Origin of the sequence: Novosphingobium sp. RL4 (assembly GCF_035658495.1) — a bacterium.
In the GTDB taxonomy this organism is placed as follows: domain Bacteria; phylum Pseudomonadota; class Alphaproteobacteria; order Sphingomonadales; family Sphingomonadaceae; genus Novosphingobium.
Genome location: NZ_CP141944.1, coordinates 355724 through 381553 on the forward strand (window position 1 = coordinate 355724; position 25830 = coordinate 381553).

Consider the following 25830-nt stretch of genomic DNA (forward strand, 5'->3'; position numbering starts at 1 on the left):
GCTTCGCCTAGAAGGCCGGGCATAAAGTCCGTATTTGCGGGGGTACAGGCGTCTGCCGTCCTTTCCCGCGACAGCATGAGGAATAGGCCGCAATGACCCTGACCGAGGATCGGTCCGCCACCGAAGCACGTCACGCGATGATCGTCAGCCAGCTGCGTACCAGCGGCGTCAACGAACATTGGGTGCTGAACGCAATGGCCGGTATCGCCCGCGAGGACTTCGTTCCCGCCACCATGCGCGATGCCGCCTATATCGACCGTGCGATCCCGCTCGGGAACGGCCGCTTCCTGGCCGCGCCGCTCGTGCACGGCAAGATGCTGGCCGAAGCCGCTCCGACCAAGGAGGACAAAGTCCTGCTGGTGGGCGAAGTGAACGGCTATCTCGCCGCTTTGCTGCGCCCGCTGGTCGGCTCGCTCGAAGTCGTCGATCCCGCCGAGGTCGCCGGTCTGGCGGGTGAGGGCGGCTATTCGCTCGTGGTGATCGACGGTGCCGTCGAGGAACTGCCTGCGGCCGTTGTGGCCCAGCTTGCCGAAGGCGGCCGCGTGGTCACCGGGATCATCGTGCGCGGCGTCGCTCGCCTCGCCACCGGTCTCAAGACCGCGGGAGCCGTCTCGCTCCTGCCGCTGATCGAAATGGGTATCCCGGCCCTGCCGGAGTTTGCCGCTCCCAAACCCTGGAGCTTCTGAACGTGGCCCGGTTCGCAAGGCGCGCCGGGCTGCTCGTGGGGGGATGTCTGATACTGGCGATGCCGGGCGCGCCTGCGCTGGCCGACACCCTGCGCGACGCGCTCATTGCCGCATACCAGACAAACCCCACGCTTGAATCGGCGCGCGCCCAGCAGCGCGCGACCGACGAGGGCGTGCCGATCGCACGGGCAGCAGGCCTGCCCAGCGTCAGCACGACGGAAACGTTCGTCAGGAACGTGAAGCAGAGCGAAAATTCGCTGACTGCGCCGTCGAAGATATTCACCGCGGATGGGCAGCTTGGCGTGCCGATCTATTCGGGCGGCGCGGTGAAGAACCGCATCAAGGCCGCGAAGATCCGCGTCGAGGCCGGACAGGCGGACTTGCGCGCGACGGAAGCCTCGATCTTCTCGCAAGTGGTCGCCGCCTACATGGACGTGATCCGCACCGAGGCGATCGTCGGTCTCAACCGCAAGAACGTCAGCGTGCTGGAAACCAACCTCCAGGCCACCAGCGATCGTTTCCAGATCGGCGATCTCACCCGCACCGACGTTGCCCAGTCGCAATCACGCCTGGCCGTCGCCCAGAGCGACTTGCTCACCGCCGAAGCGAACCTCGCCGCCGCGCGGGAGACTTATATCCGCTTCGTCGGCAGGGCACCCGAAACGCTGGAAGCCCCGCCGCCGCTGCCCAACCTGCCCACCACGGCCGACGATGCCGCCGCGATCGCACTCGATTCCAACCCCGACCTGATCGGCGCGCGCGAGCGCACCAAGGCGGCGGACAAGGATATTGACGTCGCCGGGGCCAGCCGCCTGCCCACCTTGCGACTGTTTGGCCAGGGCACCTACAACAATTACTTCAACACGCTGGCGCGCGGCGCTGTGAACGCGAACATTTCGCAGAGCGATTCATCCGCGCAGGCCGGGGCGCAGCTGTCGATCCCGATCTTCCAGGGCGGCCTTCCCGCCGCCCAGCGCCGCCAGGCCCAGGCAACCGCCTCGGCGACGCTGGAACAGGAGATCGCCACCGAGCGTGACGTCATCGCGCAAGTCCGTTCGGCCTATACCTCGTGGAACGCGTCGAACGACCTGATCCGATCCTCGCAAGTGGCAGTGGATGCGGCCGCGCTCAGCCTCGAGGGCGTTCGGGCCGAGAACTCGGTGGGCAACCGTACGATTCTCGACATTCTCAATGCCGAGCAGGAGCTCCTGAACGCACAGGTCACGCTCGTGACCGCGCGGCGCAATGCCTATGTCGCCGGCTTCACGCTGCTGGCCGCCATGGGCAAGGCCGAGGCCCGCGATCTCAATCTCGATGGCGGGATTCTCTACGATCCGCAGCTCAACTATGACCGGGTGAAGGGCAAGTTCCTGGATTGGAGCAACGATCCGGCACCCGTCGCAAAGTCCACCCGCACCGTTGACACGCCGGTGCAGGATGGGAACATTCAGGAATAGTGATGTCCCGCCTCGAATCGAGGCGGGATTTCGCCGCGTCCGATGGGCGCGCGATCAACAGGGGCTAGAGTCATGCGTCAGAGCGGTGAACCTTCGGTCGAGGAGATTCTCCAGTCGATCAAGCAGGTGATCGCGCGCGACAATCGCACGGCCGCCAAAGTCGAACGGCAGCGCCGTTCGAACGAAGGCGTCACTGCCGTCATGATCGATGACGAGGATGACGATGTGCTGGAACTGGGCGAAACCGCGCAGCTCGCGGCAGATGCCCCCGGCATCGAGGATGAACCCGGCCTGCTGCCGGACCAGGCCCGCAACTCCATGCGGGAATCGCTGGCCGCGCTTGCCATGCTGTCCGAACCGGGCGTACCCCCGCAGATCGTCCGTTCGGGAGAGACTTCGCTGGAATCGCTCACGCGCGAACTGCTGCGCCCGGCATTGGCCGAATGGTTGGACAAGAACCTGCCGCCGATGGTCGAACGCCTCGTCGCCGCCGAAATCGCGCGGATCGTCGGCAAGAAGGGCTGAGCGTTCGGGCTGGACCATCGGCCCGCGGCTTCCTACCTTCCGCTCCATGGCAAAACCCGATCCCGCGCTGCTCGATCCCGCGCGTTACCCATTCTCCTGTCGGATCGAACCGCGCTTCGGCGACCTCGATCTCAACATGCACATCAACAATGTGGCCATGGCCGGCATGCTGGAGGATGCGCGCGTGCGGTTCTTCCGGGAGGCGGGCGGTCACAAGCACCTCGCGGGCCTCTCTACGATGGTGGCCAGCATCTCGATCGATTATCTGGGCGAGACTCACTATCCCGATGCCGTGACCGTCCACGGTGCGATCGAAAAGCTTGGCCGCACCAGCCAGCAGGTCGTGCAAGTGGTGATGCAGGGGGATAGCCCCGTCGTCTTCGCCCGCACGGTGATCGTGATGGTCGGCCTGGAAGGTCCGGCTCCGCTTACGGACGGATATCTGGAAAATGCCGGACCGTGGATGTTCCGGGCGTGAGTACTTCCGCCGAGGACATCGCCAAGGCATCCGAAGCCCTCGCCAAGGCGGGCGGTAACGATATCCAGCGCCACATCTTCATCTGCGCCGAACCCCAGAAAGGCGAATGCTGTTCGCCGGAAAAAGGCGCGGCGGCCTGGAAATACCTCAAGAAGCGGCTCAAGCAACTCGGTCTCGACGGGCGGGGAGGGGTGGCACGCACCAAGGCGGACTGCCTGCGCATCTGCTTCGCCGGGCCGGTGTCGGTCGTCTGGCCCGACGGAGTCTGGTATCACTCCTGCACGGAAGAGGTGCTGGAGCGGATCATACAGGAGCATCTGATCGGCGGCCGGCCGGTGGAAGACTACCGTCTGCACCCCCCGCAGGACTGACTACCTGCAGACTGACCCTTTCCGTCAGGGCGTGTGATCGTCTTCCAGCGGATCAACGACAGACTCGTCGTGGCCGGTCCCGCTCGACAGGAAAACCAGTCCCATCAAGGCGGAGGCGAGCAGCATCGTGAATCCGATGCCGAGCGCGGCGGCGATGTAGAAGTGGACCGAAACCATCCCGTTCGAACGATAGAGCAGGACGACCGAGGCGATCACGAGGGCCAGCGTGACGGTCATCATGTAGCGCATGATGCGAAGATAGCGCGCCCAGGCATGAGCGGCCTTTTCCGGGTCATCGAGAGGCGAGCGGGGTATCATCGGCTCCATGTGAGGCTTCCGGCCGCACCGGGCAAGAGCCTGTCTGCACCCTTTCGGGAATCCGCCCGGGCATGGCCGAAGTGGCAGAGCGCCAAGGCCTGTGTTATTCTGCCTGCGAAGACCTCGTCCGAACGAGGCTTCACGCCTTAACAGGGGCCAGATTCACGAAGGGAGATTGCGACGATGACGATCGGGCATATCATCGAAGGCCGTGAAACCGTTCTAACCTGCCAAGTGACATGCACCGTCAGTGAGGCGGCGGGAATACTCGCCGATCGCCGGATAGGTGCGCTACCGATTCTCGACGGCGAGAAGCTCGTCGGCATCTTTTCCGAACGCGACGTGATCTACCGCCTGCGGGAATTCGGACCGCGCATGCTGGAAATGACGGTCGGCGATGTCATGACCACGCCGCCCTTGACCGTGGAACCTTCCGGCTCGGCTCTCGCCGCTCTCGCCCTCATGACCCGGCGCCGCATCCGCCATCTGCCGGTGATGGAAGGCGATCGCATGGTCGGCTTCGTTTCGATCGGCGACATCGTGAAGTACAGGATAGACAAGGTGGAATCCGAAGCCGCGGCCATGCGCGACTATATCCAGATGGCATAGCCCCTGACGGGCCAGGCCGGATTCCTTCACGCGGCGTACCGCGAACCTTGCCGGGCAGGGCGGGGAGGCCTACATCCGGGCCATGGATCAGCAAACCGTCACACTCAGCCCTTCGGCGGCCTCGCGCGTCGCCACGATTGCCGAAAAGCAAGGCAAGCCGGCGATTCTTCGCCTCTCGGTAGAAGGCGGCGGCTGCTCGGGGTTCCAATACAAGTTCGGCCTCGCCGAAGCCCCCGAAGCCGACGACACCGTGGCCGAGACCGATGGCGTGCGCCTGCTGGTGGATTCGGTTAGTCTGGATCTCGTCAGCGGCTGCGTGGTGGACTACGTCGAATCGCTTGGCGGCGCGGCATTCCGGGTCGAAAACCCCAATGCCGCCGCAGGCTGCGGATGCGGATCAAGCTTCTCCGTATGAAGAAGATCGCCACGTTCAACATCAACGGCGTCAAGGCGCGCCTGCCCCGTCTGCTCGAATGGCTGGAGGAAACCCGGCCCGCGGTCGCCTGCCTTCAGGAGATCAAGAGCCAGGACGAAGGCTTCCCGATCGCCGAGTTCGAGAAGATCGGCTACAAGGGCATCTGGCACGGCCAGAAGGGTTTCAACGGCGTCGCCATTCTTGCCGATGGCGAAATGCCGGTCGAAGTGCAGCGCGGCCTGGCGGGAGAGCCCGAGGACGAGCATTCGCGCTACCTGGAAGCGGACGTGTTCGGCCTCAGGGTGGTGTGCATCTACCTTCCCAACGGCAATCCGGTGCCCGGTCCCAAGTTCGACTACAAGCTGCGCTGGATGGAGCGCCTGCGCCGCCGCATGGACGCGATCCGGGCCGAGGAAGTCCCGGCAATCGTAACCGGCGACTTTAACGTAATTCCCACGGACCAGGATGTCTGGTCTCCGCCGGCCATGGCAGCCGATGCCCTGATGCAGCCGGAATCGCGCGATGCCTATTTCCGCCTGCTCGGCGATGGCTGGACCGATGCCATTGCCACCCATTACCCGCGCGGCGGGGTCTGGACCTTCTGGGACTATCAGGCCGGGGCCTGGCAGCGCGACCATGGCTTCCGCATCGACCATGCGCTGCTTTCGCCCGAACTGGCGGACCGCCTCGTCTCCTGCGGTGTCGACAAGGCCTATCGCGGCCGGGAGAAGGCCAGCGACCACACGCCGGTATGGGTACAGCTCAGGGACTGAGCTTCCCGCCAGCCCGCCAGATACGACGAGGGGAGCGAAAGCGGTGCCTGTTGCACCGGTTTCGCTCCCCTCGTCATTTCAGCGATAGGGCCTGCGGGGCCCTGGAGCCTCGTGCCGGACGATCAACGATAGAAGATGTGATTGTCCACGCGCGCCAGCTTGGTGAGGCGCCAGTTCGGCTCGACACGGGCCGCGTGGAAGAACAGCGCGCCGCTGACCGGGCTCTTCCAGCTCTTCTCGACAGCGATCTTGGCCACTGCCACCGCTTCACGCCAGCCCGAGGACTTCTCGCGAACCTTGGGCATCTTCTTGCCCTGCACGAAGGAGAACTGCGAAGGCTGATAGACCACGCCGCAGTAGCTGGCGGGAAAACGGCCGGACTCAGAGCGATCGATGATCACGCGGCCAACTGCAAGCTGGCCTTCGAGCGTTTCACCGCGCGCTTCGAAATAGATCGCGCTTGCAAGGCAGCGCATCTCGCGGCTCAGCGTACCGGGCACCGACTGCTGCGCAACGAGCTGCGCAAGCGTTTCGGCGTCGACGGGCGAATCCTGGGTGTCGTCTTCGTCGGCAACGCTTGCCGTTTCGGCATCGGCGCCTTCCGCGGAGGGGAGGGGCTGGACGACCGGCTGCGATACGAAGATCGGGTCGAGGTTCGATTGAGCCTGGACCAGAACCGGTGCCAAAGCCGCGGCGCCCGAACCCTGCGCGCCGAATAGGGTTGTCAAAACCGTAGCGGCCAGCGCAACCGCGCTAGCCCACTGAACTTTGCTTCGCATCAAATCTAGTCAAAGGCGGTGAACCAGTCCGACGCAGGCGGGAACCGAATGCCTCAAGAGGCGTTCACTTCCAGACGAACCTGCCGACGATTCCCCGTCTGCGTGCTAGCCGGGCTGGCCGAAATGCTGCCCGAGCCGCTTCCGCGTGTGCGAAAGGGCAATTAGCTTGCATGGCCTGCAAGTCAACACAGTTTATTCACCATGCCCGATGAAGCGTTCGGGCTTCGCGACGTCCAGTTCAACGACCCAAAGATCGGGGTCCTGTTCTCCGCGGTGTGCGACATACTCCGAAAATGCGAGTCTTTCGGCGGGATCCTCCCGGCGCGTGCAGTGCCAGGCGCGGGTTCCGTCCAGTTGCGGCATGCGTTCATAAGCCCGCGCGTCCCGTCCATTCTCGAGCAGGACGAGCATGATCGTCCCGGCGTCGCGCTCACCCTTGCTCAGGACCATGCCAAAGCCGCCCGCAGCCTCCACGCTGCGAATGAGGCCCGATACTTCGAGATGGGCGGGAAGGCGGGCGTCCATCGCTCAGGCCGTTCCCGAATAGCCGGGCAACCCCGAAAGCGCGATCCGCGAGCGCATGAAGGTACCGGTTCCCCGGCCAACCTCGTCGCCTTCTTCATCGATCAATCGCGATTCCGCCACCAGTACCCGGCGACGGCCGCTGACCCAGCGTCCCTCCGCCACGATGGTACCGCCCTTGATGGGCTTGCTGAGCAGCAGGTTGAAGGACGTTGTCAGCAGGAAGCGATCCGTGACCAGGGTGTTGGCGGCGTAGAAGGCCGCATCGTCCAGCATCTTGAAGTAGATCGTTCCATGCGCGGCCCCGGCTGCATGGAAGCAGTCCGGTTCCACGTGAAACGTGATGCGGGCAAGGCCCTCTCCGGGAACGTCCAGACGTGACCGGAACATGCTGTTGATCGGCGCCGAGGCGTAGAGACCTTCCAGCGCCCGCCAGTGAAGACCGGCGCCGGACACGTCCGAGGCGCCGGCATCCAATTCCTCAGGCGGCATCGCGGTCGATGACGTTGCTGAGCAGGCTGTAGAGCGCTTCCGGTCCCGGTGCGTCGATAAGCGCCTCGTGCATGCGTTCGTCACGCATCATGCGCGAGATCGCGGCGAGGGCATGAAGGTGCGTGGCACCGGCATTCTCGGGCGAGAGCAGGCCGAAGACGAGATCGACCGGCACACCATCGGCGGAATCGAATTCCACCGGCGCGCCGAGCCGCATCACCACGGCAACGGGACGGCCGAGGCCCGAAATACGGGCATGGGGAATGGCGACACGACGACCGAAGCCGGTGCTGCCCAGTTCCTCACGCTCGATGATTCGCGCAAGAACGGTTTCGCGATCGAGGTGATAGACCTCGGCGAAAAGATCGGCGAGCGCGCCGAGAATGACTTGCTTGCTGTCTGCGCTGGAAGTGACGACTGCGTCAGGCAACAGGGTAAAAAGACTGCTCATCTGCGTTTCTGATTCTGGCCCAAAATCGGTTGCCAATACTTAAACGTCCATAACCCCCGGAAAACCGGGGGTTACTTCCTTCTTCTTCAATAAGAAGTATAGACGCCGGATCGGTGTGGCGGTCGGCGTCAGTGCGGTTCGACCCAGCCAATCGAACCGTCGCCGCGGCGGTAAACCATATTATGGCGTCCGGTGCCAGCGTTTTTGAACAGAAGCGCGGTCGTATTGCGCAAGTCCAGCATCATCACCGCATCCGAAACGGTAGCTTCGGGAACGTCCACGCGGGTTTCGGCGATCACCACGGGTGCGTCCGCGTCGAAATCATCTTCGACTTCAACGGTAGGCTCTTCGAAGATGGTGTAGGCCGCTTCCTCGATCGCCACGGCGTGCGCGATCTGCTCGTGCCGATCCTTGAGACGACGCTTGTAGCGACGAAGCTGCTTGTCGATCTTCTCCGCCGCCTGATCGAAGGAGAGGTGGGCATCCTGCGCAAGGCCGGTGCCCTTGAGTACGAGATTCTGCATCACATGCATGATGATATCGCAGCGGAACGATCCGGCAGGTGCTCGACCGAAAGTGACCTGCGACGACAAGGCGCGATTGAAATACTTGTCGATGATGGCGGTCAATCGCTCCTCGGTGTGGATCTGCAGGGCTTCACCGGTGTCGACCTGATGGCCGGAAACGCGGATGTCCATGGGCGATTACTCCTCTGCTGTGAATTCAGGCGCCCCAGAGCGGGGCATCGACCGACTTCAGGAATTCGGCGTGGATGCTGAGTTCCTCCTCGGTCGCCGCGTGGGGCCGCGGTTGACGGAAGGGTCGGTCCTTGCGAACAAGAATCCTTGCTTCCGACACGATATCGGCGGTTTCCGCGACGAGTTCGAGACCGATCTGGCGACCGCCGCGAAGCTCGACATAGACCTGCGCGAGCAGCTCGGCGTCTAGCAAGGCGCCGTGCTTGGTACGATGACTTCGATCAATTCCGTAGCGCGTGCAAAGCGCATCGAGCGACAGCTTGGCGCCCGGATGGCGGACTTTGGCCAGGGCCACGGTATCCACCATGCGCGCGCGGCTCACCTCGGGATGCCCGCAGAGCGCCAGTTCGGCGTTGATGAAGTTGAAGTCGAACGCGGCATTGTGCGCGATCATCGGGCTGTCCTCGATGAAAGCGAGGAATTCCTCTGCGCACTGGGCGAAAAGCGGCTTGTCGGACAGGAAAGCGTCCGACAGGCCATGAACGGCTTCCGCCTCTGCAGGCATGCCGCGTTCTGGATTGAAATAGGCGTGATAGCTTTGACCGGTAGGCACCCGGTTGACCATCTCGATGCAGCCGATCTCCACCATCCGGTCCCCGCTCTTGGGGTCGAAACCTGTGGTTTCGGTATCGAAGATGATCTCTCTCATCCCTCTCCATATCTGCCTGCCGGACCCACTTCGCAAGGCCCTGAAGGCGATTATTCTGACTCGGTCAACGCATGTACGATGCGCTCCACCTGATCGCGGGTTTCCGCCAGCGACGTGCCGGTATCGATGATAAAGTCGGCGCGCGCCCGCTTCTCGGCATCGGGAACCTGAAGGCCGAGAATCTGCTCGAACCTGTCTTCCGTCATGCCCGGCCGTGCCAGCACGCGCTCGCGTTGAGTCTCCGCCGGGGCCGACACGACCGCCACCGCGCCAAGGCCTCGATGGCCGCCTTTTTCGTAGAGCAGCGGAATGTCGAAGACGATCAGCGGACTCGCGCCGTGATCGCTCATGAACTGCTCGCGCATCGCCGCAACGGCAGGGTGGACGACGCCTTCCAGCCGGGAAAGAGCATCCTTGTTTCCGAAAACGGCAGCGCCCAGCTTCTGCCGCTCCACCCCGCCGGGGCCGGTCGTTCCGGGAAACGCCGCCTCGATCGCGGGCAGGAGCGCGCCGTCCGGTCCCTGAAGCTCATGAACGGCGGCATCGGCATCGAAGACCGGCACTCCCAGTTCACGAAACATCGCTGCCACGGTCGACTTTCCCATGCCGATCGACCCGGTGAGCCCAAGGACCATCCGAGTCATGTCAGCAGGCGCCCGCGCAATTCGGAATCATGCTCGCGCGGCGGTGTCTCACCGAAGAAATGGGTGAAGGCGATATCGGCCTGGCCGATCAACATCGCCAGACCGTCCACGGTATCGAAGCCCGCTTCGCGCGCGGCTTTCAGGAACGGCGTATCGAGGGGGCTGGTGACGATATCGTAGGCAACGCTGCGCGGCGGAGCATGCGACAGGTCGAAGGCGAGCGGCGGCTGTCCGGTCATGCCCAGCGGGCTGGCGTTGACGATCACGTCGAAACACCGTTCGCGATCATCGAAGGCAAAATCGGTGGGTTCGGCGAAGTGGGAGAGATCGATGGCGTGATGATCGCTCTGCGTGGTGAGTTCGTCGAGCATCGTCTGCGCCTTGGCCGGATCGCGGCCGGCGAGCACGATGACGAATCCCTTTTCCGCCAGCGCCGCAACGATCGCGCGCGAGGCACCGCCCGTGCCGAGAATCCGCGCCATGCGGAACAGGTGCGTTTCTTCGAGACGCTCCCGCAGGGGCTCGAGGAAGCCCGGAGCATCGGTGTTATAGCCGGTCAGAGTCCCGTCCTGCTCCCGCACGACGGTGTTCACCGCGCCGATCTTCGCGGCGAGGGGATCGAGCCGGTCCAGCAGCGGCAGAATCGCCAGCTTGTGCGGCATGGTGACATTGCAGCCGCGCCAGTCGGTATCGAGACGACGCTCGGCCAGATAGGCGGCAAGCCCGTCGGCGGGCACGCGATGACGATCGTAGCGTCCTTCGATTCCCAGCTTTTCGAGCCAGAATCCGTGAATCATCGGCGACTTCGACTGGACAATGGGGTCGCCGATCACTTCGGCATAAGGCAGGCTCATTTCGCGATTTCTCCCAGGCGGCGCAGCGCCGCCTGCACCTTGAGCAGCGGCATGCCGAGAATGGTGAAATAGTCCCCCTCAACCGCTTCGAAAAGCTGCACGCCGCGCGCCTCGATGCGGAATACGCCGACACAGCCGGCAACTTCGGGCCATTCGGCATCGAGATATTCGGCGATGAAGGGCTCCGACATCTCGACCACATGCAGCGAAGCAACCGCATCCTCCGCCCAGATCACTTCGCCGTCACGCGCGAGTGCGGCCGCACTGTGGAGATTCATGATCTTGCCCGAAAAGTAGCGCAGGTGCTCCGCCGCAGATTCGCGGCTTTCCGGCTTGTCGAACCGGCGGCCGCCACATTCGACGAGGGAATCACTGCCGAGCACAAGCTGGCCGGGCGCGCCCGCCGAAACCGCGAGCGCCTTGGCCTTGGCAAGGGCGAGGGCGATCTCGGCCGGCGCCGCGCCGGACAGCTCCGCTTCGAGCGCCCGCTCATCGACGTGAGCGGGTTGCGCGCGGAAAGGAATGGCGGCGGCTTCAAGCATGGCGCGCCGCGAGGCGCTCTGGGACGCGAGGACGATCATCGACAATTTCCTGAGATTCGGATTCGGCGGATTCAGATGGGCTTGGGGCCAAGCGGGCCTTGCAGGCCCGAAGCCCTGCGCTCGTTATAGAGATTGATGATCGCCGCCGCCGTTTCCTCGATGGAACGGCGGGTCACGTCGATCACCGGCCAGGAATTGTCGGCGAACATGCGCCGCGCATATTTCAGCTCATCCTCGACCCTATCGGTCTTCACGTAGTCGGTATCGGGAGACTGGCTGAGCGAGAGCAGGCGGTTGCGACGGATTTGAATCAGCCGATCAGGCGCGGTGGTAAGCCCGACCACCATGGGCCGCTTGAGCCCGAACAGGGCCGCAGGCGGCGGACTTTCGACCACGATCGGGATATTGGCGACCTTGTATCCGCGATTGGCAAGATAGATCGAAGTGGGCGTCTTGCTGGTGCGCGATACGCCCGCCAGCAGGATATCCGCTTCTTCCCATTCCTCCCAGGCGATCCCGTCGTCATGGGCGATGGTGAACTGAATCGCATCGACACGCGCGAAATAGGCATCGTCCAGCCGATGCTGGCGGCCGGGCCGCCCCTTGGCTTCCTGGCCGAGCAGGGCTTCCAGCGCATCCGTCACGCCATCCAGCACGGCAATCGCCGGCAGGCCGAGAATCTGACAGCGTTCTTCCAGCTTTCCCCGCGTTTCCTCGTTCACCAGGGTGAAGAAGACGAGTCCGGGATTGGCGGCGATCTCGCCCATGATCCTGTCTAGGTGCTGCTGTGAACGGACCATCGGCCAGAAATGTCGCAGGACGTCTGAATCGTCGAACTGGGCGAGGGCCGCCTTCGCGATCATCTCGAGCGTTTCGCCGGTGGAATCCGAGAGCAAATGAAGGTGAAATCGCGCCATGCGAGGCTTTTCCAGGGTCTTTCACGGAAGGCGGCCGGCAGGGCGCCGGGGCCTGTGGATACGTCCGGGCATAAACCACGGGACTGGTCGGTGACAACTCGGATCCCGGGTTTCCTCCCCATTGAACCGATTCAACGGGCAGACTTGCGAACATGATTCAAATCCAAATCACACCCTGTGGGTAACAGGGATAAAGAGTCTTTGACTCAGACTCCATCGAGAGTCGCTTCGCAGATTTGAACCTGTTCACCGTGGAATAATTCGGGCAAGATTCAATCGTCCCCGATATCCACAGGACCAACAGACTCCATCATCCTTCTAAGAATCTTTATTTTTTTGATCGGACCTGAATCTCGATGCCTGGCCTCCTTCTCGAAAACCTGCGCGGAACGAACACGAGCAAGCGCCCGATCTGGCTGATGCGCCAGGCCGGAAGATACCTTCCCGAATACCGCGCCCTTCGCGCCGAAAAGGGCGGATTCCTCGCGCTCGTCTATGATACCGACGCTGCGGCCGAAATTACGCTCCAGCCCATCCGCCGCTTCGGATTCGACGGCGCGATCCTCTTCTCGGACATCCTCATCGTCCCTTACGCGATGGGACAGGATCTGCAGTTCCTTGCCGGTGAAGGCCCAAAGCTGACTCCACGCCTGGTCGATCACGCGCTGGTGAATCTCACCGCCGTTCCCGAGCGCCTGACTCCCATCTACGAAACCGTCCGCAAAGTCCGCGCCGGACTCGAATCCGACAAGACCATGCTCGGCTTCGCCGGAAGTCCGTGGACTGTCGCAACCTACATGTGCGCAGGCGAAGGCAGCCGGGATCAGCATGAGACGCGGGCAATGGCCTATCGCGACCCTGCGGCGTTCGAGGCGATCATCCAGGCTATCGTGGGGGTGACTGTCGAATATCTCAGTGGCCAGATCGAAGCCGGAGCGGAAGCCGTCCAGCTCTTCGATTCATGGGCCGGATCACTCTCTCCCGCCCAATTCGAACGTTGGGTCATTGCCCCCAATGCGAAGATCGTATCCGAGATGAAAGCACGCCATCCCGAGACTCCGGTCATCGGATTCCCAAAGGGGGCCGGCGAAAAATTACCGGCATACGCCCGTGAAACCGGAGTCGACGCGGTTGGAATCGATGAAACGATAGACCCGGTCTGGGCGGCGAGAGAGCTTCCCGCCGGGCTTCCGGTGCAAGGGAATCTCGATCCGCTTCTCCTGCTTTCGGGTGGGAACGATCTCGAGATTCAGACTCACCGCGTGCTCGATGCTTTCGCCGACCGGCCGCATGTCTTCAATCTCGGACACGGCATCGGCCAGTTCACGCCGATCGAAAATGTCGAGCGACTGCTAGGCATCGTGCGCGCCTGGTCGCGGTAGAATCCGCGCCAAAACGACCAACCGCCTGACTCGCCCCGGAATCGGCTTGCCCGAATCCGGGCGAGCGTGCAGGAGGTCGCCTTCCGGATTCATCGAGACTCGTGCTGCCCATGCAGGAAGTGCTTTCCATGCTTTATCTCTGGCTCAAGGCCGGACACGTCATTTTCGTGATCTTCTGGATGGCCGGCCTGTTCATGCTGCCGCGCTATTTCGTCTACCATCAGGAATCAGAGCCCGGCTCGGCCGAAGAAGCGCGCTGGATCGATCGCGAATCCAAGCTTCGCAAGATCATCCTCACCCCGTCGCTGGTCCTGGTATGGGTGCTCGGCATCGCTACCGCCTCTGCGATGGGGGCATGGAGCGAAGGCTGGCTTCATACCAAGCTGCTCTTCGTACTGGGCCTGTCGGGCTACCATGGGTGGTTGGTCGGTTACGGCAAGAAGCTGGCAAAGGGCGAACGGCCGCTAACGGGCCGGAAACTGCGCCTGCTCAATGAAATTCCCGGACTTGCAGCAGTAGTGATCGTTATTCTGGTGGTCGTGAAGCCGTTCTGACGATCGGGCGATTCATCGTCCAAAAGCATCACTTGCCGCTCGGGCACTGCGGGAATCTCGATTCAGCCCGGCCACACGCCGTCCCGCAGATGACTCGTTGACCCAAAGCTGCCCAGAGCTTATCTGAGCCTTGTTCCGGCACAGGGCGGCGAGCCCTTTCGCTTGCCCGGATCCGCTTTCCCCAAGCCCAACGATCCCGCCGGCCGACACCCATTTTCCATCCGGAATCCAGACAAGATGCACCTTAAAGAACTCAAGAAGAAAACGTCGGCCGATCTGGTCGAAATGGCCGAGGAACTCGGCGTGGAAGGCGCGTCGACGCTGCGCCGCCAGGACCTCATGTTCGCCATCCTCAAGGAAGTGGCTGAAGACGGTGAGGAAATCATCGGGCAGGGCACCATAGAGGTTCTCACCGATGGCTTCGGCTTCCTGCGCAGCCCCGAGGCGAATTATCTTGCCGGTCCTGACGATATCTACGTCTCGCCCAACCAGGTCCGTAAATGGGGCCTGCGCACCGGCGATACCGTCGAAGGCGAGATCCGTGCTCCCCGCGACGGCGAGCGTTACTTCGCCATCACCAAGCTCATCAGCGTCAACTTCGACGATCCCGACGTGGTGCGCCACCGCGTCAACTTCGACAACCTGACACCGCTCTACCCCGATCAGCGCCTGAAGCTCGACAGCCTCGACCCCACGGTCAAGGACAAGTCGGCCCGCGTGATCGATCTCATTTCGCCGCAGGGCAAGGGCCAGCGCGCCCTGATCGTGGCCCCGCCGCGCACCGGCAAAACCGTGCTGTTGCAGAACATGGCCAAGGCCATCACTGACAACCATCCGGAAGTCTTCCTTCTCGTGCTGCTCGTCGACGAGCGCCCGGAAGAAGTCACCGACATGCAGCGCTCGGTGAAGGGCGAGGTCATCTCCTCCACCTTCGACGAACCCGCCCAGCGCCACGTCCAGGTCGCCGAAATGGTGATCGAGAAGGCCAAGCGCCTCGTCGAGCACAAGCGCGACGTCGTGATCCTGCTGGACTCGATCACCCGTCTCGGCCGCGCCTACAACACCGTGGTGCCCAGCTCGGGGAAGGTGCTGACCGGTGGTGTCGACGCCAACGCCCTGCAGCGCCCCAAGCGCTTCTTCGGCGCCGCGCGCAACATCGAGGAGGGCGGTTCGCTCTCGATCATCGCTACGGCCCTGATCGACACCGGCAGCCGCATGGACGAAGTCATCTTCGAAGAGTTCAAGGGCACCGGTAACTCGGAAATCGTCCTTGATCGCAAGGTGGCGGACAAGCGCATCTTCCCGGCGCTCGATGTCGGCAAGTCGGGCACCCGCAAGGAAGAGCTGCTGGTTCCCAAGGACCAGCTCACCAAGATGTGGGTCCTTCGCCGTATTCTCATGCAGATGGGCACCGTCGATGCGATGGAGTTCCTGCTCGACAAGATGAAGGACTCGAAGACCAACGAGGACTTCTTCTCGACGATGAACCAGTAAGCGGGGAGTCCCGGCTTGAGCATCCTGCAGACACTTGTCGCTACCTCCTCGATGGGAGGTCCGGCGGAGATCTGGCAGCATATCGTCAACGATTTCTCGAACCTTGGGACGCCGGCAGCCATGTCGGCGTTCCTTCAGGTGCTGATGATCGACGTGGTATTGGCGGGCGACAATGCCATCGTCGTCGGCGCCCTGGCAGCGGGGCTTCCTGCCGACCAGCGCAAGAAGGTCATCGCCATCGGCGTGATCGCAGCGTTGGTGCTGCGCATCGGTTTCGCGCTTGTCGTGACCTGGCTGCTCGGCCTTGTCGGGCTGATCTTCGCTGGCGGATTGCTGCTGCTCTGGGTCGCGTGGAAGATGTACCGCGAGCTTCACGGCGGTGAACATTCCCCCGGCTCACCGGAAATCGAGGGTGACGAGAGTTCCGGCCTCAAGCCTGCCAAGAGCTTTGCCGGAGCGGCAATTTCGGTTGCGGTGGCGGACATCTCGATGTCGATCGACAACGTGCTCGGCGTAGCCGGCGCGGCGCGCGATCATCCCGGCATCCTGATCGTGGGCCTGGTCTTCGCAGTGGCCCTCATGGGCGTCGCCGCGAACTTCATTGCGCGCTACATCGAACGCTATCGCTGGATAGCCTGGATCGGCCTTGCGGTGATCCTCTATGTGGCGGCAAAGATGATCTATGAGGGGTGGGTAGACCCGCAGCTCGGGATCATCACGCTGATCTGACGAATGAAAAGGGCCCGGATTTCCGGGCCCTTTTCTTTTTGATCGATGTTCCGGAGACGATTGCCCCTCACAGGCTCTCCAATTCGTTCAAGGCACCAGCACCGTGGACCCTGTGGTAGCCCGGCTCTCCAGCGCGCGGTGGGCCTCGGCGGCATCCTCCAACCGGTAGGTCTGGCCGATATGGGGCCTGAGAATCCCGGCGGCGATCCGGTCGAACAGCTTCCCTGCGCTGACGGCGAGCTGCTCCGGCGTGGCGATGTAGTCGGCAAGGGTCGGGCGGGTGAGGTAGATCGATCCCGCTTTCATCAGGTCCAGCGGCGCAATCGCGGGAACCGGTCCCGAGGCATTTCCGTAAGTCACCATGAATCCGCGCTTGCGGAGCGAAGCGAGCGATGCGGACCAGGATGCCGCGCCGACGCCGTCATAGACCACATGGCACATCTCGCCCCTGGTGATCTCGCGGATGGCTTCGGGCAATTCGCTGAAATCGCAATGGAGGGAGTGCTCGCCTGGAACCTGCGCCGCCTTTTCGGCGCTGCCCGAGTGGGCGATCACGGTTGCGCCTTTATCCAGCAGCCATGGCACCAGTAGCGAACCGACTCCCCCGGCCGCCGAATGCACCAGTGCGACATCGCCCTTTCCGGCGGCATATGTCTCTTCCGCGAGATAGCAGGCGGTGAGTCCCTTGAGCATGACGGCTGCCGCAATCTCCGGAGCGATCGTGTCGGGGATGGGCATGGCCTGCGCCGCCTTCACAATGCGGTGCGTGGCATAGGCCCCGCCGGCATAAGTCGTGCCGACACGCTCACCCGGCGAAAAGCCGGCCACGTCGGTGCCAAGCGCGATGATCCTTCCGACGCTTTCCGATCCGAGCTTGATCGGCAACGGGTCGGCATAGAGTCCCTTGCGGTAGTAAGTGTCGATGAAGTTGAGTCCGACCGCTTCGGTCTCGATCAGCAATTCGCCGGGACCGGGGCAGGGGACTTCGAAATCCTCCCGCTCGATCACTTCGGGGCCGCCATGGCTTCGGGCGATCATCCTGTATCCGGTGGTCATGTTGGCAAGTCCTTGGAATTTGCGTTCAGAACACGCGTCTGAACGTGTCCGCCCGGGCGACGTTCCAGGCGCGGGCGTAGGGGGTGGATTCGGGGTCGGCGAGCAGTTCGCCGGGTTTCAGGAAACGGTACACTTCGTCCAGTGGTCCGGCCTTGGCGCTGTCTATCCGCTGGTACATGTCGTGCTGGTTGAGGCCCCAGGGACTGTCATAGCCCATGGCGACGACAATCTCGCGGAGGGATTTCAATGTTTCCTTCTGGAACCGGGCAACGCGTTCCGCCTTATCCTCGACCACGAGTCCGCGCTGGCGCCAGGCGACCTGGGTGGCAACGCCGGTTGGACATTCGCCGGTGTGGCATTTCATCGATTGCACGCAGCCGAGCGAGAACATGAAGGCGCGGGCGGCATTGCACCAGTCCGCCCCAAGCGCGAAGGCACGGGCCATGCCGGCACCGGAATGGACCTTGCCCGAAGCACCGAGGCGGATCCTGTCCTTCAGGTTGGCACCCACAAGGGCATTGCGCATCAGCGTCAGCCCTTCCCGCAGCGGCATGCCGACATTGTCGGTAAGTTCCTGCGGCGCGGCGCCGGTCCCGCCCTCGGCACCGTCCACGACGATGAAGTCCGGTGTGATTCCGGTTTCCAGCATGGCCTTGACCAGCGCCATGACTTCATGCGGCTGGCCGACACAGAGCTTCATGCCTGCAGGTTTGCCACCCGAAAGTTTGCGCAGCTGTTCGAGCCACTGGAGCAGTTCGATGGGCGTTGAAAATGCGGAATGGGCCGCGGGCGACAGGCAGTCCTCGCCGACTTCGACCTTGCGGGCCTCGGCAATCTCGGGCGTGACCTTGGGGCCGGGCAGTACGCCGCCGTGGCCGGGCTTGGCGCCCTGGCTCAGCTTGATCTCGACCATCTTGACCTGATCGCTCTGCGCCTGCTCTGCGAAGAGATCCGGATCGAAGCTGCCATCCTTGTGACGGCATCCGAAGTAGCCGCTGCCCAGTTCCCAGATCAGATCGCCGCCATAAGTGCGGTGGTAGCGGCTGATCGATCCTTCGCCGGTGTCATGCGCGAAGCCGCCCAGCGCGGCACCCTTGTTGAGCGCTTCGATGGCATTGGCCGAAAGCGAGCCGAAGCTCATGGCCGAAATATTGAGCAGCGCGCTCTCGTAAGGCTTCGCGCACTGGTCGCCCCCGATCTTCACGCGCCATGATTCAGGCGCTTTTTCGTTCGGTGCGATCGAATGGCCGAGCCATTCGTATTCGTCGGAATAGACATCGAGCTCAGTGCCCATCGGGTGCGAGGATATGTCACCCTTGGCACGCGCATAGACAAGGCTGCGCTCCTCGATGGTGAAGGGGCGGCCTTCGCGGTCTCCCTCGACGACATAGGCGCGCAGATAGGGCCGTAAGTCCTCGAACAGCCAGCGCACGCGCGCAATCAGCGGATAGTTTCGCCGGAGTGCGTGGCGGTCCTGCAGGAAGTCCCAGAGAGTCAGCAGCAGGACCGGCACCATCAGCACCAGCGCCCAGCGCCATGACGGAACGAGCCAGCTCAGGGCCGTGAGAGTCACGACTGCAAGCGGCACGGCATAGCGCGGGGCCACCGTCATCGGCTTAACCGATATGCTCCGCGAAGAAGGCCTCGGTTCGTCCATCGGCGAGCGCTGCGCCGGCTTCGTCGCGGCGGGCGCCGATTTCGGCGGCGAAGCCGTGGTCCAGGCCTTCGTAGTCCCATAGGGTGACGCGCGGATGATCGTCCAGCCCTTCGTGGATGGTCTTCTGCGCGGCGGCGTCCACGAAGTGATCAGCGGTGGGGATGTGCAGCATGAGCGGACGGGCGATCGCGTGCTTCTCGTTCAGCATCTGGTCGATCATCACGCCATAGTAGCCGACCGAGGCATCGATGTCGGTACGGGCGGCGACCATGTAGGCAATGCGGCCACCCATGCAGAAACCGACAAGCCCGATCTTCGGCACGCCTTCCTCGCGGCGGATCCAGTGGATCACCGCCTCAAGGTCGCGGATTCCGAGATCGAAGTCATGGGCCATCATGTGGCCGATGGCCTGGTTGAATTCCTCCTCGACATAGGGGCTCAGTTCGATGCCGGGCTTCTGGCGCCAGAAGGTGTCCGGCGCGACGGCGAGGTAGCCCTTGGCGGCCCAGCTATCCGCCTTCTGGCGGATGCCGGCATCGACGCCGAAGATTTCCTGCTGGACGATGACCGCACCGCGCGGCGTGCCTTCGGGGCGAGCGATATAGGCGGGGATCATGCCGTCGCCGTCGAGCGTCGGGATGTCTGTATTGGTCATGGGAGACTCTCCTGGGAAATGCACTCTCGAAGCCTTTTGGCCCCGATATGCGTTTAGGTCGAGGGTAGGCACGAGCGATGGACTTTGCCATCGCCATGTGTCACGCAAGGTACAGAAATTCCAAAAGGGAGGCCGGGATGAAGGTCAATGTCGAGGTCGAATGCTCGCCTGAAGAGGCCCGGCGGTTCCTCGGTCTACCCGACGTCACCAAGGCCAACGAGGTCTATGTGGACGCGCTGGCCAAGGCCATGCAGGGCGTGGGCAATTTCGACCAGCTCCAGGAACTGACCAAGCAGGTTGCGCCTATGGGACAGTTCGGGCTCAAGCTGTTCCAGCAATTCCTTGAAAGCGGTGCTGCCATGGCGATGAGCGGCAGCAAGCCGAAGAAGGATAGCTAGAGCCTGGGCGTCGTCCGGGGGTTCACCTCGGGGCGGCTCTGCGGTAGCGGGCTTTATGCCCGACACGATTTTCGCGCTTTCCAGCGGTTCTCCTCCTGCCGCCATCGGCGTAGTCCGCATCAGCGGACCTGACGCGGGGGCGGCGCTTGTCGCTTTGGCTGGCTCGCTGCCCGATCCGCGCCGCGCCAGCTATCGGCGGCTGCGCGGTGCCGATGGCACCATACTCGACCAGGCCCTGATACTATGGTTTCCCGGACCGGCCACGGCTACCGGTGAAGACCTTGCCGAACTTCATCTGCATGGCGGCAGGGCCGTGGTGGCAGCGGTCGAAGCCGCGCTATCCGACGTGCCCGGCTTGCGGCGAGCGGTTCTGGGCGAGTTTACGCGCCGTGCCTTTGCCAATGGGCGCATCGATCTGGCCGAGGCGGAGGGCCTTGCAGATCTGCTTTCGGCGGAAACCGAGCTTCAGCGTCGCAGCGCGCTTGCGATGGCGGGAGGGGCATTTTCGCTTCAGGTAGAAGCCTGGCGTGAGCGTGTGCTGCGCGCGTCTGCTTCGGTGGAAGCCGTGCTCGACTTTGGCGACGAAGACGACGTTTCCGATCTTCCGCAGGACTTTCTCGCCGGTCTCGCCATGCTGCGCGGCGAACTGGCGGGCTGGCTTTCGCGGCCGCGTGCAGAAGTGCTGCGGGAAGGTTTTCGGGTCGTTCTTGCCGGGCCGCCGAATGCCGGGAAGAGCACCCTGTTCAATGCGCTGGTCGAGGATGACGCAGCGATCACCTCTCCCCACGCCGGCACGACGCGGGACGTGTTGACCCGTGTTGTGTCGCTCGGCGGCGTTCCTTTCGTCTTCGGCGATACGGCGGGCCTTCGCGATGAGACCGGAGACGAGATCGAAGCGATCGGTATTTCGCGGGCGCGGGCCGAACTGGACCGGGCGGACCTCGTGCTCTGGCTCGGGCCGGAACAGGAAGGTCCGGAAGGATGCTGGGAGATTGCCGCCCGTGCTGACGTGTTTCACGTGGAACAGAAGCGGGCGCCCCGTCACCGCGTTTCGGCGGTCACGGGGGAGGGGGTCGACGACCTCCGCCGCGATCTCATCGAAACGGCCTCGAAGGCGATGCCGCGTCCCGGTGAAGCCGCACTCAACCGGCGGCAGTATGCGCTTGTGGCTGAAGCCGAACGGGCAATCGGAGCGGCCGCGCAGGAGAGCGATCCACTGCTGGTGGCCGAGGCACTGCGGCTGGCCCGATTGAGCTTTGACGCATTGATCGGCCGGGCGACGACGGAGGACATGCTGGACGCCTTGTTCGGACGTTTCTGTATCGGCAAATGAGCATGTTCCACGTGAAACATTCGAGGCGCTTTGACGGGAGTCATCGCTTCGGGTAAGCGCGTGGGCCATGCATTCTTTCGACGTAATCGTGATCGGCGGCGGTCATGCCGGCTGCGAGGCGGCTGCTGTCGCCGCGCGCATGGGTGCGCGTGTCGCACTGGTGAGCTTCGATCTCGACGCGGTTGGGGCCATGAGCTGCAACCCGGCCATTGGCGGACTGGGCAAGGGCCATCTCGTGCGGGAGGTCGATGCCTTCGATGGATTGATTGCGCGCGCTGCCGATGCCGCCGCGATCCATTACCGGATGCTCAATCGCTCGAAGGGGAGCGCGGTTCAAGGGCCGCGCGTCCAGGCCGACCGCAAACTGTTCCGGGCGGCGATTCACCGGCTTCTGAAGGAGCAGGGTGACCTGACTCTTGTTGCCGGCGAAGCGTCCGCGCTGGTCCTTGAGCAGGGCAGGGCAGTCGGCATCGATCTTGCCGACGGCACCCGGCTTGACGCGCGGGCCGTGGTTCTTTGCACCGGCACGTTCCTCGGCGGAACCCTTTTCCGGGGAGAGGAACGGCTTACGGGCGGGCGTATCGGAGAGGCCTCCGCGCAGAGGCTGGCGGCGCAGCTCAGGGATGCGGCGCTGCCGATGGCGCGTCTGAAGACGGGTACCCCGCCGCGTCTTGACGGGCGAACCATCGACTGGGCTCGTCTCGATGAGCAGCCGTCCGATGGCGAAGACTGGACCATGTCGGCGATGGGGCGGGGGCGCACCGTCCCGCAGGTATTCTGCGCGATCACCCGGACCAACCCGCGCACGCATGACGTCATCCGCGAAAACCTGCATCGCTCGCCGCTCTTCACCGGTGCCATCGGCGCGCAGGGGCCGCGGTATTGTCCATCGATCGAGGACAAGATTCACCGGTTCGCCGATCGGGATGGCCATCAGATCTTTCTTGAGCCGGAAGGGCTTGATAACCCGCTCGTCTATCCCAATGGCGTAAGCACCTCGCTGCCTGCCGATGTGCAGCTTCAGATGCTGCGCACGATGGAAGGACTGGAACGGGTCGAGATGGTCGTGCCGGGGTATGCGGTGGAGTATGACCATATCGATCCGCGCGCCTTGCGGACGAGCCTGGAAATTCGCGACATCCCCGGAGTCTATTGTGCCGGGCAGATCAATGGCACCACCGGTTACGAAGAGGCGGCGGCGCAGGGGCTGGTTGCAGGCATGCACGCCGCTTCGGTCGTCCTCGGCCGCGATGGTCCCGCGCTGGACCGTGCGAACAGCTACATGGCGGTGATGATCGACGACCTCACCCTGCAAGGCGTGAGCGAACCCTATCGTATGCTGACAGCGCGCGCCGAGTATCGGCTTCGTCTGCGCGCCAATAATGCCACGACGCGTCTTACTCCGCTCGCGATTGAGATTGGAGCTGCCGGGGCCGAGCGTCAGGCGTGGTTCGATGCAAGGCTCGAAGCGAGAGCGCGCATCGACGAAGCTTTTGATGCGACGGTTTCCGCCAACGATCTCGCCAACGCGGGATTGCCGGTCCGCGTCGATATCGGCCGCTTGCCGATCCGTGAATGGTTGCGCTTCGGCGGTGTGGACCTTGACGGCCTGTCTTCCTGGATCGACGAGGGCTTGCTGGGTGATGAGACTCTCGTCGAAGAGATGGTCGAGGATGCGGCTTACGCGCCCTATCTCGAGCGGCAGGAGCGTGAGTTGCGCGAACTTCGCGCCAGCGAATCTCTGCCCTTGCCCGAGAATTTCCCTTACGCCGAGATCGCCGGACTTTCGCGCGAGATGGTCGAACGGCTGACCAAGGCGCGTCCCGCAACTCTGGCAGCGGCCGGACGGATACCCGGAATCACTCCGGCAGCGCTGGCAGCGTTGCTGGTCCATGCCCGCAGGGAGGCGGCGTGATAATTACCGAAGACGAAGCAAGGGACTGGCTCCGCGCCCTTCCAGAATGTGATGACGATGCTTGGGTGCGTCTGGAAACGCTGGTCGCAATGCTGGTGGAGGAGAACCGTCAGCAGAACCTCGTATCGGCTGCCAGCCTCGATCAGGTCTGGCTGCGCCATATCGTGGACAGTGCCCAGTTGCTACCACATGTTCCACGTGGAACATCGCCTTGGCTGGATCTTGGCACCGGTGCAGGGTTCCCCGGACTGGTAATCGCGGCACTTCGGCCCGAATGCGAAGTGGTCATGGTTGAATCGCGCAATCGGCGAATCGAATGGCTCGACCGGGCTCGAATCGCGATGGGGCTGGAAAAGGCACGTGTGGTCGGCCAGCGACTCGAACTTGTCGAATCCGTTCCCGTGGGCGTCATTTCCGCACGCGCATTTGCGCCATTGGAAAAGCTTCTGACATTATCCGCTCGTTTTTCCACAAGCGACACGGTTTGGCTGTTGCCGAAGGGGCGGTCGGCAAAGCAAGAATTGGACGACCTTCGCAAGTGGCGGCACATGTTCCACGTGGAACAGTCCCTGACGGACCCGCAGGCAGGCATCATTGTCGGCACCCTGGCTGACAGGAAGGGTATGACCAAGTGATCCGTATCGCCATCGCCAACCAGAAGGGCGGAGTCGGGAAGACCACTACCGCGATCAACGTCGCGACCGCGCTGGCTGCAACCGGTTGGAATACCCTGCTGATCGACCTCGATCCGCAGGGCAATGCCTCTACCGGGATTGGCGTATCGGCTTCCGAGCGCGACCGAACTTCCTATGACGTTCTGGTCGACCGGGTGCGGGTGGCGGATTGCGTGATGCCGACCAAGATACCGGGCCTCGATCTCCTGGCAGCCACGGTCGATCTCTCTGGCGCCGAAGTTGAACTGGTGAACGCGGACGATCGTGCCAATCGCCTGCGGAACGCCTTGCGAGGCGACCTTGGCTACGATGTCTGCCTGATCGATTGCCCGCCGTCGCTCGGCCTGCTCACTCTCAACGCGCTTACCGCAGCCGATACCCTGCTGGTGCCGCTCCAGTGCGAGTTTTTTGCCCTTGAAGGGCTCAGTCAGCTTCTTCAGACGGTGGAGCGGGTTCAGCAGCGTTTCAACCCGGATCTGGGTATTATCGGCATTGCGCTGACCATGTTCGATCGCCGTAACCGCCTGACAGATCAGGTTTCGGAGGATGTGCGCTCGTGCCTTGGGCAGCTTGTCTTCGAAACCACCATCCCGCGTAACGTGCGCCTTTCCGAAGCGCCCAGCCACGGTGTTCCGGCATTGATCTACGATCATGCCTGTGCCGGTAGCCGAGCCTACATGGCCCTGGCGCGCGAACTTATCACCCGACTGCCCGAAAAGAGGAAAGCGGCATGAACGACGATTCCATCGTGCGCATCAGCGTACCCCCCGCCCACAATCCGGTGGCTGCCGCAGCCGCGCCAAAGCAGAAGCCCAAGGGGTTGGGACGCGGTCTCGGTGCGCTCCTGGGTGAAACGCGCCGTGAAGAGCCGCTTGGCTCTCCGAGCGCGGATGGCCGGCCGCCGTTGCCACGGGCAGGGGGCCTTGCCGTGCTGGCCATTGCCGACATCACGCCGCACCCCGATCAGCCGCGCCGCATCTTCGACGAAGAGGCGCTGGAAGAACTGGCCGCATCGATCGCGCATCGCGGGGTTATCCAGCCCATCATCGTGCGTCCGATGGACAACGGCCGGTACCAGCTCGTCGCAGGCGAACGCCGCTGGCGTGCCGCCCAGAAGGCGCAGCTTCACGAGATTCCGGCGCTCGTCCGCGAACTGACCGAGCGCGAGGTCATGGCCCTGGCCCTGATCGAGAACCTTCAGCGAGAGGATCTCAATCCCATCGAAGAAGCGCGGGCGTACAATCGCCTTGCCGAATTCGAGGGTATGACTCAGGCCGAGATCGCCCGCATGGTCGACAAGAGCCGCAGTCACGTTGCGAACTTCCAGCGCCTGCTTGCGTTGCCGGACGGTGTCATCTCGATGGTCGAGAAAGGCAATCTGTCGATGGGCCATGCCCGCGCGCTGATCGGCTGCGACGATGCTGAAGAGATCGCCGAATCGGCCATCGCCAAGCAGATGTCCGTGCGCGAGATCGAGAAGCTGGTGCGGAAGAAGGCACGCGGAGATGTTGCGCCGCGTCGTGCACGCGCCGCGCGCAGCTCACATGACGACGCGGATATCGCGGCCGTTCAGGGGCATCTTGAGGAGTTCCTGGGGCTGCCGGTGAAGATCAATGCCGATGCCGATCCGAAGTCCGGTACGGTGACGATTCGCTACGCCACGCTGGATCAGCTCGATCTCATCTGCCAGCGCCTCACCGGCGGCGCTATCTGAGCGACGCGGTCGCTTCAGGCATGAACGTA

At 63.3% G+C, this 25830-nt stretch carries 32 protein-coding genes; 18 read left to right on the forward strand and 14 right to left on the reverse strand.

What is annotated here, in order from left to right; translation table 11 throughout:
• Positions 1-92: 92 nt before the first annotated feature.
• The 5 genes from U9J33_RS01730 (at position 93) to U9J33_RS01750 (ending at position 3517) form a co-directional block, all read left to right on the forward strand.
• On the forward strand, positions 93-686 hold the full coding sequence (locus U9J33_RS01730) for a protein-L-isoaspartate O-methyltransferase (protein ID WP_324697450.1): 594 nt from the start codon (positions 93-95) through the stop codon (positions 684-686).
• A gap of 2 nt (positions 687-688) precedes the next feature.
• Positions 689-2143, forward strand: a complete 1455-nt coding sequence (locus U9J33_RS01735; RefSeq protein ID WP_292635274.1) for a TolC family outer membrane protein — start codon at positions 689-691, stop codon at positions 2141-2143.
• 72 nt (positions 2144-2215) lie between these two features.
• The gene (locus U9J33_RS01740; protein ID WP_054442073.1) at positions 2216-2668 is read left to right on the forward strand and encodes a DUF2497 domain-containing protein; all 453 of its coding nucleotides are present in this window, start codon (positions 2216-2218) and stop codon (positions 2666-2668) included.
• Positions 2669-2714: 46 nt separating this feature from the next.
• Entirely contained in the window at positions 2715-3146 is a 432-nt protein-coding gene (locus U9J33_RS01745; protein ID WP_185998348.1) for an acyl-CoA thioesterase, read from the forward strand.
• The gene (locus U9J33_RS01750; RefSeq protein ID WP_324697454.1) at positions 3143-3517 is read left to right on the forward strand and encodes a (2Fe-2S) ferredoxin domain-containing protein; all 375 of its coding nucleotides are present in this window, start codon (positions 3143-3145) and stop codon (positions 3515-3517) included. Before U9J33_RS01745 ends, U9J33_RS01750 begins: the two co-directional genes overlap by 4 nt.
• A 24-nt stretch (positions 3518-3541) precedes the next feature.
• Here U9J33_RS01750 and U9J33_RS01755 read toward each other — a convergent pair whose 3' ends face one another.
• Positions 3542-3835 (reverse strand): hypothetical protein, encoded by a 294-nt coding sequence (locus tag U9J33_RS01755; RefSeq protein WP_324697456.1) that lies wholly within the window; start codon positions 3833-3835, stop codon positions 3542-3544.
• Between the two features lie 183 nt (positions 3836-4018).
• Here U9J33_RS01755 and U9J33_RS01760 point away from each other — a divergent pair, with 183 nt between their 5' ends.
• The 3 genes from U9J33_RS01760 (at position 4019) to xth (ending at position 5632) form a co-directional block, all read left to right on the forward strand.
• The gene (locus U9J33_RS01760; protein ID WP_185998347.1) at positions 4019-4444 is read left to right on the forward strand and encodes a CBS domain-containing protein; all 426 of its coding nucleotides are present in this window, start codon (positions 4019-4021) and stop codon (positions 4442-4444) included.
• Positions 4445-4526: 82 nt separating this feature from the next.
• On the forward strand, positions 4527-4859 hold the full coding sequence (gene erpA / locus U9J33_RS01765) for an iron-sulfur cluster insertion protein ErpA (RefSeq protein WP_185998346.1): 333 nt from the start codon (positions 4527-4529) through the stop codon (positions 4857-4859).
• Complete coding sequence (gene xth / locus U9J33_RS01770; RefSeq protein WP_324697459.1) at positions 4835-5632, forward strand: exodeoxyribonuclease III; 798 nt, start codon at positions 4835-4837, stop codon at positions 5630-5632. Before erpA ends, xth begins: the two co-directional genes overlap by 25 nt.
• A 122-nt stretch (positions 5633-5754) precedes the next feature.
• Here xth and U9J33_RS01775 read toward each other — a convergent pair whose 3' ends face one another.
• The 10 genes from U9J33_RS01775 to U9J33_RS01820 form a co-directional block, all read right to left on the reverse strand.
• Positions 5755-6360, reverse strand: coding sequence for a cell wall hydrolase (locus tag U9J33_RS01775; RefSeq protein WP_420719856.1), 606 nt, complete (start codon positions 6358-6360; stop codon positions 5755-5757).
• 243 nt (positions 6361-6603) lie between these two features.
• Positions 6604-6936, reverse strand: a complete 333-nt coding sequence (locus tag U9J33_RS01780; RefSeq protein ID WP_324697462.1) for a DUF1491 family protein — start codon at positions 6934-6936, stop codon at positions 6604-6606.
• Between the two features lie 3 nt (positions 6937-6939).
• The gene (locus U9J33_RS01785) at positions 6940-7425 is read right to left on the reverse strand and encodes a PaaI family thioesterase (RefSeq protein WP_054442067.1); all 486 of its coding nucleotides are present in this window, start codon (positions 7423-7425) and stop codon (positions 6940-6942) included.
• On the reverse strand, positions 7415-7876 hold the full coding sequence (locus U9J33_RS01790) for a PTS sugar transporter subunit IIA (protein ID WP_185998343.1): 462 nt from the start codon (positions 7874-7876) through the stop codon (positions 7415-7417). The genes U9J33_RS01785 and U9J33_RS01790 overlap by 11 nt, the downstream gene beginning before the upstream one ends.
• A gap of 128 nt (positions 7877-8004) precedes the next feature.
• On the reverse strand, positions 8005-8574 hold the full coding sequence (gene hpf / locus U9J33_RS01795) for a ribosome hibernation-promoting factor, HPF/YfiA family (RefSeq protein ID WP_054442065.1): 570 nt from the start codon (positions 8572-8574) through the stop codon (positions 8005-8007).
• Between the two features lie 25 nt (positions 8575-8599).
• Complete coding sequence (dnaQ, locus tag U9J33_RS01800) at positions 8600-9283, reverse strand: DNA polymerase III subunit epsilon (protein ID WP_054442064.1); 684 nt, start codon at positions 9281-9283, stop codon at positions 8600-8602.
• 50 nt (positions 9284-9333) lie between these two features.
• Positions 9334-9927 (reverse strand): dephospho-CoA kinase, encoded by a 594-nt coding sequence (gene coaE, locus U9J33_RS01805; protein WP_324697468.1) that lies wholly within the window; start codon positions 9925-9927, stop codon positions 9334-9336.
• Positions 9924-10781 (reverse strand): shikimate dehydrogenase, encoded by an 858-nt coding sequence (locus tag U9J33_RS01810; protein ID WP_324697470.1) that lies wholly within the window; start codon positions 10779-10781, stop codon positions 9924-9926. The genes coaE and U9J33_RS01810 overlap by 4 nt, the downstream gene beginning before the upstream one ends.
• The gene (locus U9J33_RS01815) at positions 10778-11362 is read right to left on the reverse strand and encodes a Maf family protein (RefSeq protein ID WP_324697473.1); all 585 of its coding nucleotides are present in this window, start codon (positions 11360-11362) and stop codon (positions 10778-10780) included. Before U9J33_RS01815 ends, U9J33_RS01810 begins: the two co-directional genes overlap by 4 nt.
• A gap of 32 nt (positions 11363-11394) precedes the next feature.
• Positions 11395-12240: a pyruvate, water dikinase regulatory protein gene (locus tag U9J33_RS01820; protein ID WP_324697475.1), complete on the reverse strand. Its 846-nt coding sequence runs from the start codon at positions 12238-12240 to the stop codon at positions 11395-11397.
• Between the two features lie 356 nt (positions 12241-12596).
• Between U9J33_RS01820 and hemE the strand changes: the two genes are divergently transcribed.
• From hemE to U9J33_RS01840, 4 genes are all read left to right on the forward strand, one after another.
• Positions 12597-13622, forward strand: a complete 1026-nt coding sequence (hemE, locus tag U9J33_RS01825; protein ID WP_324697477.1) for a uroporphyrinogen decarboxylase — start codon at positions 12597-12599, stop codon at positions 13620-13622.
• 110 nt (positions 13623-13732) lie between these two features.
• Positions 13733-14176, forward strand: a complete 444-nt coding sequence (locus tag U9J33_RS01830) for a CopD family protein (protein WP_324697479.1) — start codon at positions 13733-13735, stop codon at positions 14174-14176.
• A gap of 237 nt (positions 14177-14413) precedes the next feature.
• The gene (gene rho / locus U9J33_RS01835; protein ID WP_054442058.1) at positions 14414-15670 is read left to right on the forward strand and encodes a transcription termination factor Rho; all 1257 of its coding nucleotides are present in this window, start codon (positions 14414-14416) and stop codon (positions 15668-15670) included.
• A 51-nt stretch (positions 15671-15721) separates the two neighbouring features.
• Positions 15722-16399 carry a TerC family protein gene (locus tag U9J33_RS01840; RefSeq protein WP_132468695.1) on the forward strand — a complete coding sequence of 226 codons (678 nt, stop codon included), beginning with the start codon at positions 15722-15724 and terminating at the stop codon, positions 16397-16399.
• Between the two features lie 87 nt (positions 16400-16486).
• Here the strand turns inward: U9J33_RS01840 and U9J33_RS01845 are convergent, their stop codons facing one another.
• The 3 genes from U9J33_RS01845 to U9J33_RS01855 are packed head-to-tail and all read right to left on the reverse strand — an operon-like array spanning position 16487 to position 19767.
• Positions 16487-17455: a quinone oxidoreductase gene (locus U9J33_RS01845; protein WP_324697481.1), complete on the reverse strand. Its 969-nt coding sequence runs from the start codon at positions 17453-17455 to the stop codon at positions 16487-16489.
• 25 nt (positions 17456-17480) lie between these two features.
• Entirely contained in the window at positions 17481-19067 is a 1587-nt protein-coding gene (locus U9J33_RS01850; RefSeq protein WP_324697483.1) for an FMN-binding glutamate synthase family protein, read from the reverse strand.
• A 4-nt stretch (positions 19068-19071) separates the two neighbouring features.
• Positions 19072-19767 carry a dienelactone hydrolase family protein gene (locus tag U9J33_RS01855; protein ID WP_324697485.1) on the reverse strand — a complete coding sequence of 232 codons (696 nt, stop codon included), beginning with the start codon at positions 19765-19767 and terminating at the stop codon, positions 19072-19074.
• 137 nt (positions 19768-19904) lie between these two features.
• Here U9J33_RS01855 and U9J33_RS01860 point away from each other — a divergent pair, with 137 nt between their 5' ends.
• The 6 genes from U9J33_RS01860 to U9J33_RS01885 all read left to right on the forward strand — a co-directional run bounded on the left by U9J33_RS01860 (position 19905) and on the right by U9J33_RS01885 (position 25801).
• A complete protein-coding gene (locus U9J33_RS01860; RefSeq protein ID WP_054442054.1) occupies positions 19905-20165 on the forward strand; it encodes a DUF6489 family protein in 261 nt (86 codons plus the stop codon).
• A gap of 55 nt (positions 20166-20220) precedes the next feature.
• Positions 20221-21498, forward strand: a complete 1278-nt coding sequence (gene mnmE / locus U9J33_RS01865) for a tRNA uridine-5-carboxymethylaminomethyl(34) synthesis GTPase MnmE (RefSeq protein ID WP_324697488.1) — start codon at positions 20221-20223, stop codon at positions 21496-21498.
• A gap of 67 nt (positions 21499-21565) precedes the next feature.
• Positions 21566-23413 carry a tRNA uridine-5-carboxymethylaminomethyl(34) synthesis enzyme MnmG gene (mnmG, locus tag U9J33_RS01870; RefSeq protein WP_324697490.1) on the forward strand — a complete coding sequence of 616 codons (1848 nt, stop codon included), beginning with the start codon at positions 21566-21568 and terminating at the stop codon, positions 23411-23413.
• Complete coding sequence (gene rsmG / locus U9J33_RS01875; protein WP_324697492.1) at positions 23410-24048, forward strand: 16S rRNA (guanine(527)-N(7))-methyltransferase RsmG; 639 nt, start codon at positions 23410-23412, stop codon at positions 24046-24048. Before mnmG ends, rsmG begins: the two co-directional genes overlap by 4 nt.
• Positions 24045-24821: a ParA family protein gene (locus U9J33_RS01880; RefSeq protein WP_054442050.1), complete on the forward strand. Its 777-nt coding sequence runs from the start codon at positions 24045-24047 to the stop codon at positions 24819-24821. The genes rsmG and U9J33_RS01880 overlap by 4 nt, the downstream gene beginning before the upstream one ends.
• Positions 24818-25801: a ParB/RepB/Spo0J family partition protein gene (locus tag U9J33_RS01885; RefSeq protein ID WP_324697494.1), complete on the forward strand. Its 984-nt coding sequence runs from the start codon at positions 24818-24820 to the stop codon at positions 25799-25801. Before U9J33_RS01880 ends, U9J33_RS01885 begins: the two co-directional genes overlap by 4 nt.
• Positions 25802-25830: the final 29 nt, after the last annotated feature.

Coding starts and splice junctions, on each gene's coding strand:
- U9J33_RS01730 (WP_324697450.1), top strand. CDS start 93: ATGACCCTGACCGAGGATCGGTCCGCCACCGAAGCACGTCACGCGATG.
- U9J33_RS01740 (WP_054442073.1), top strand. CDS start 2,216: ATGCGTCAGAGCGGTGAACCTTCGGTCGAGGAGATTCTCCAGTCGATC.
- U9J33_RS01745 (WP_185998348.1), top strand. CDS start 2,715: ATGGCAAAACCCGATCCCGCGCTGCTCGATCCCGCGCGTTACCCATTC.
- U9J33_RS01755 (WP_324697456.1), bottom strand. CDS start 3,835: ATGATACCCCGCTCGCCTCTCGATGACCCGGAAAAGGCCGCTCATGCC.
- U9J33_RS01760 (WP_185998347.1), top strand. CDS start 4,019: ATGACGATCGGGCATATCATCGAAGGCCGTGAAACCGTTCTAACCTGC.
- erpA (WP_185998346.1), top strand. CDS start 4,527: ATGGATCAGCAAACCGTCACACTCAGCCCTTCGGCGGCCTCGCGCGTC.
- xth (WP_324697459.1), top strand. CDS start 4,835: ATGCGGATCAAGCTTCTCCGTATGAAGAAGATCGCCACGTTCAACATC.
- U9J33_RS01780 (WP_324697462.1), bottom strand. CDS start 6,936: ATGGACGCCCGCCTTCCCGCCCATCTCGAAGTATCGGGCCTCATTCGC.
- U9J33_RS01785 (WP_054442067.1), bottom strand. CDS start 7,425: ATGCCGCCTGAGGAATTGGATGCCGGCGCCTCGGACGTGTCCGGCGCC.
- U9J33_RS01790 (WP_185998343.1), bottom strand. CDS start 7,876: ATGAGCAGTCTTTTTACCCTGTTGCCTGACGCAGTCGTCACTTCCAGC.
- hpf (WP_054442065.1), bottom strand. CDS start 8,574: ATGGACATCCGCGTTTCCGGCCATCAGGTCGACACCGGTGAAGCCCTG.
- dnaQ (WP_054442064.1), bottom strand. CDS start 9,283: ATGAGAGAGATCATCTTCGATACCGAAACCACAGGTTTCGACCCCAAG.
- coaE (WP_324697468.1), bottom strand. CDS start 9,927: ATGACTCGGATGGTCCTTGGGCTCACCGGGTCGATCGGCATGGGAAAG.
- U9J33_RS01810 (WP_324697470.1), bottom strand. CDS start 10,781: ATGAGCCTGCCTTATGCCGAAGTGATCGGCGACCCCATTGTCCAGTCG.
- U9J33_RS01815 (WP_324697473.1), bottom strand. CDS start 11,362: ATGATCGTCCTCGCGTCCCAGAGCGCCTCGCGGCGCGCCATGCTTGAA.
- U9J33_RS01820 (WP_324697475.1), bottom strand. CDS start 12,240: ATGGCGCGATTTCACCTTCATTTGCTCTCGGATTCCACCGGCGAAACG.
- hemE (WP_324697477.1), top strand. CDS start 12,597: ATGCCTGGCCTCCTTCTCGAAAACCTGCGCGGAACGAACACGAGCAAG.
- U9J33_RS01830 (WP_324697479.1), top strand. CDS start 13,733: ATGCAGGAAGTGCTTTCCATGCTTTATCTCTGGCTCAAGGCCGGACAC.
- rho (WP_054442058.1), top strand. CDS start 14,414: ATGCACCTTAAAGAACTCAAGAAGAAAACGTCGGCCGATCTGGTCGAA.
- U9J33_RS01840 (WP_132468695.1), top strand. CDS start 15,722: ATGGGAGGTCCGGCGGAGATCTGGCAGCATATCGTCAACGATTTCTCG.
- U9J33_RS01845 (WP_324697481.1), bottom strand. CDS start 17,455: ATGACCACCGGATACAGGATGATCGCCCGAAGCCATGGCGGCCCCGAA.
- U9J33_RS01850 (WP_324697483.1), bottom strand. CDS start 19,067: ATGACGGTGGCCCCGCGCTATGCCGTGCCGCTTGCAGTCGTGACTCTC.
- U9J33_RS01855 (WP_324697485.1), bottom strand. CDS start 19,767: ATGACCAATACAGACATCCCGACGCTCGACGGCGACGGCATGATCCCC.
- U9J33_RS01860 (WP_054442054.1), top strand. CDS start 19,905: ATGAAGGTCAATGTCGAGGTCGAATGCTCGCCTGAAGAGGCCCGGCGG.
- mnmE (WP_324697488.1), top strand. CDS start 20,221: ATGCCCGACACGATTTTCGCGCTTTCCAGCGGTTCTCCTCCTGCCGCC.
- mnmG (WP_324697490.1), top strand. CDS start 21,566: ATGCATTCTTTCGACGTAATCGTGATCGGCGGCGGTCATGCCGGCTGC.
- U9J33_RS01885 (WP_324697494.1), top strand. CDS start 24,818: ATGAACGACGATTCCATCGTGCGCATCAGCGTACCCCCCGCCCACAAT.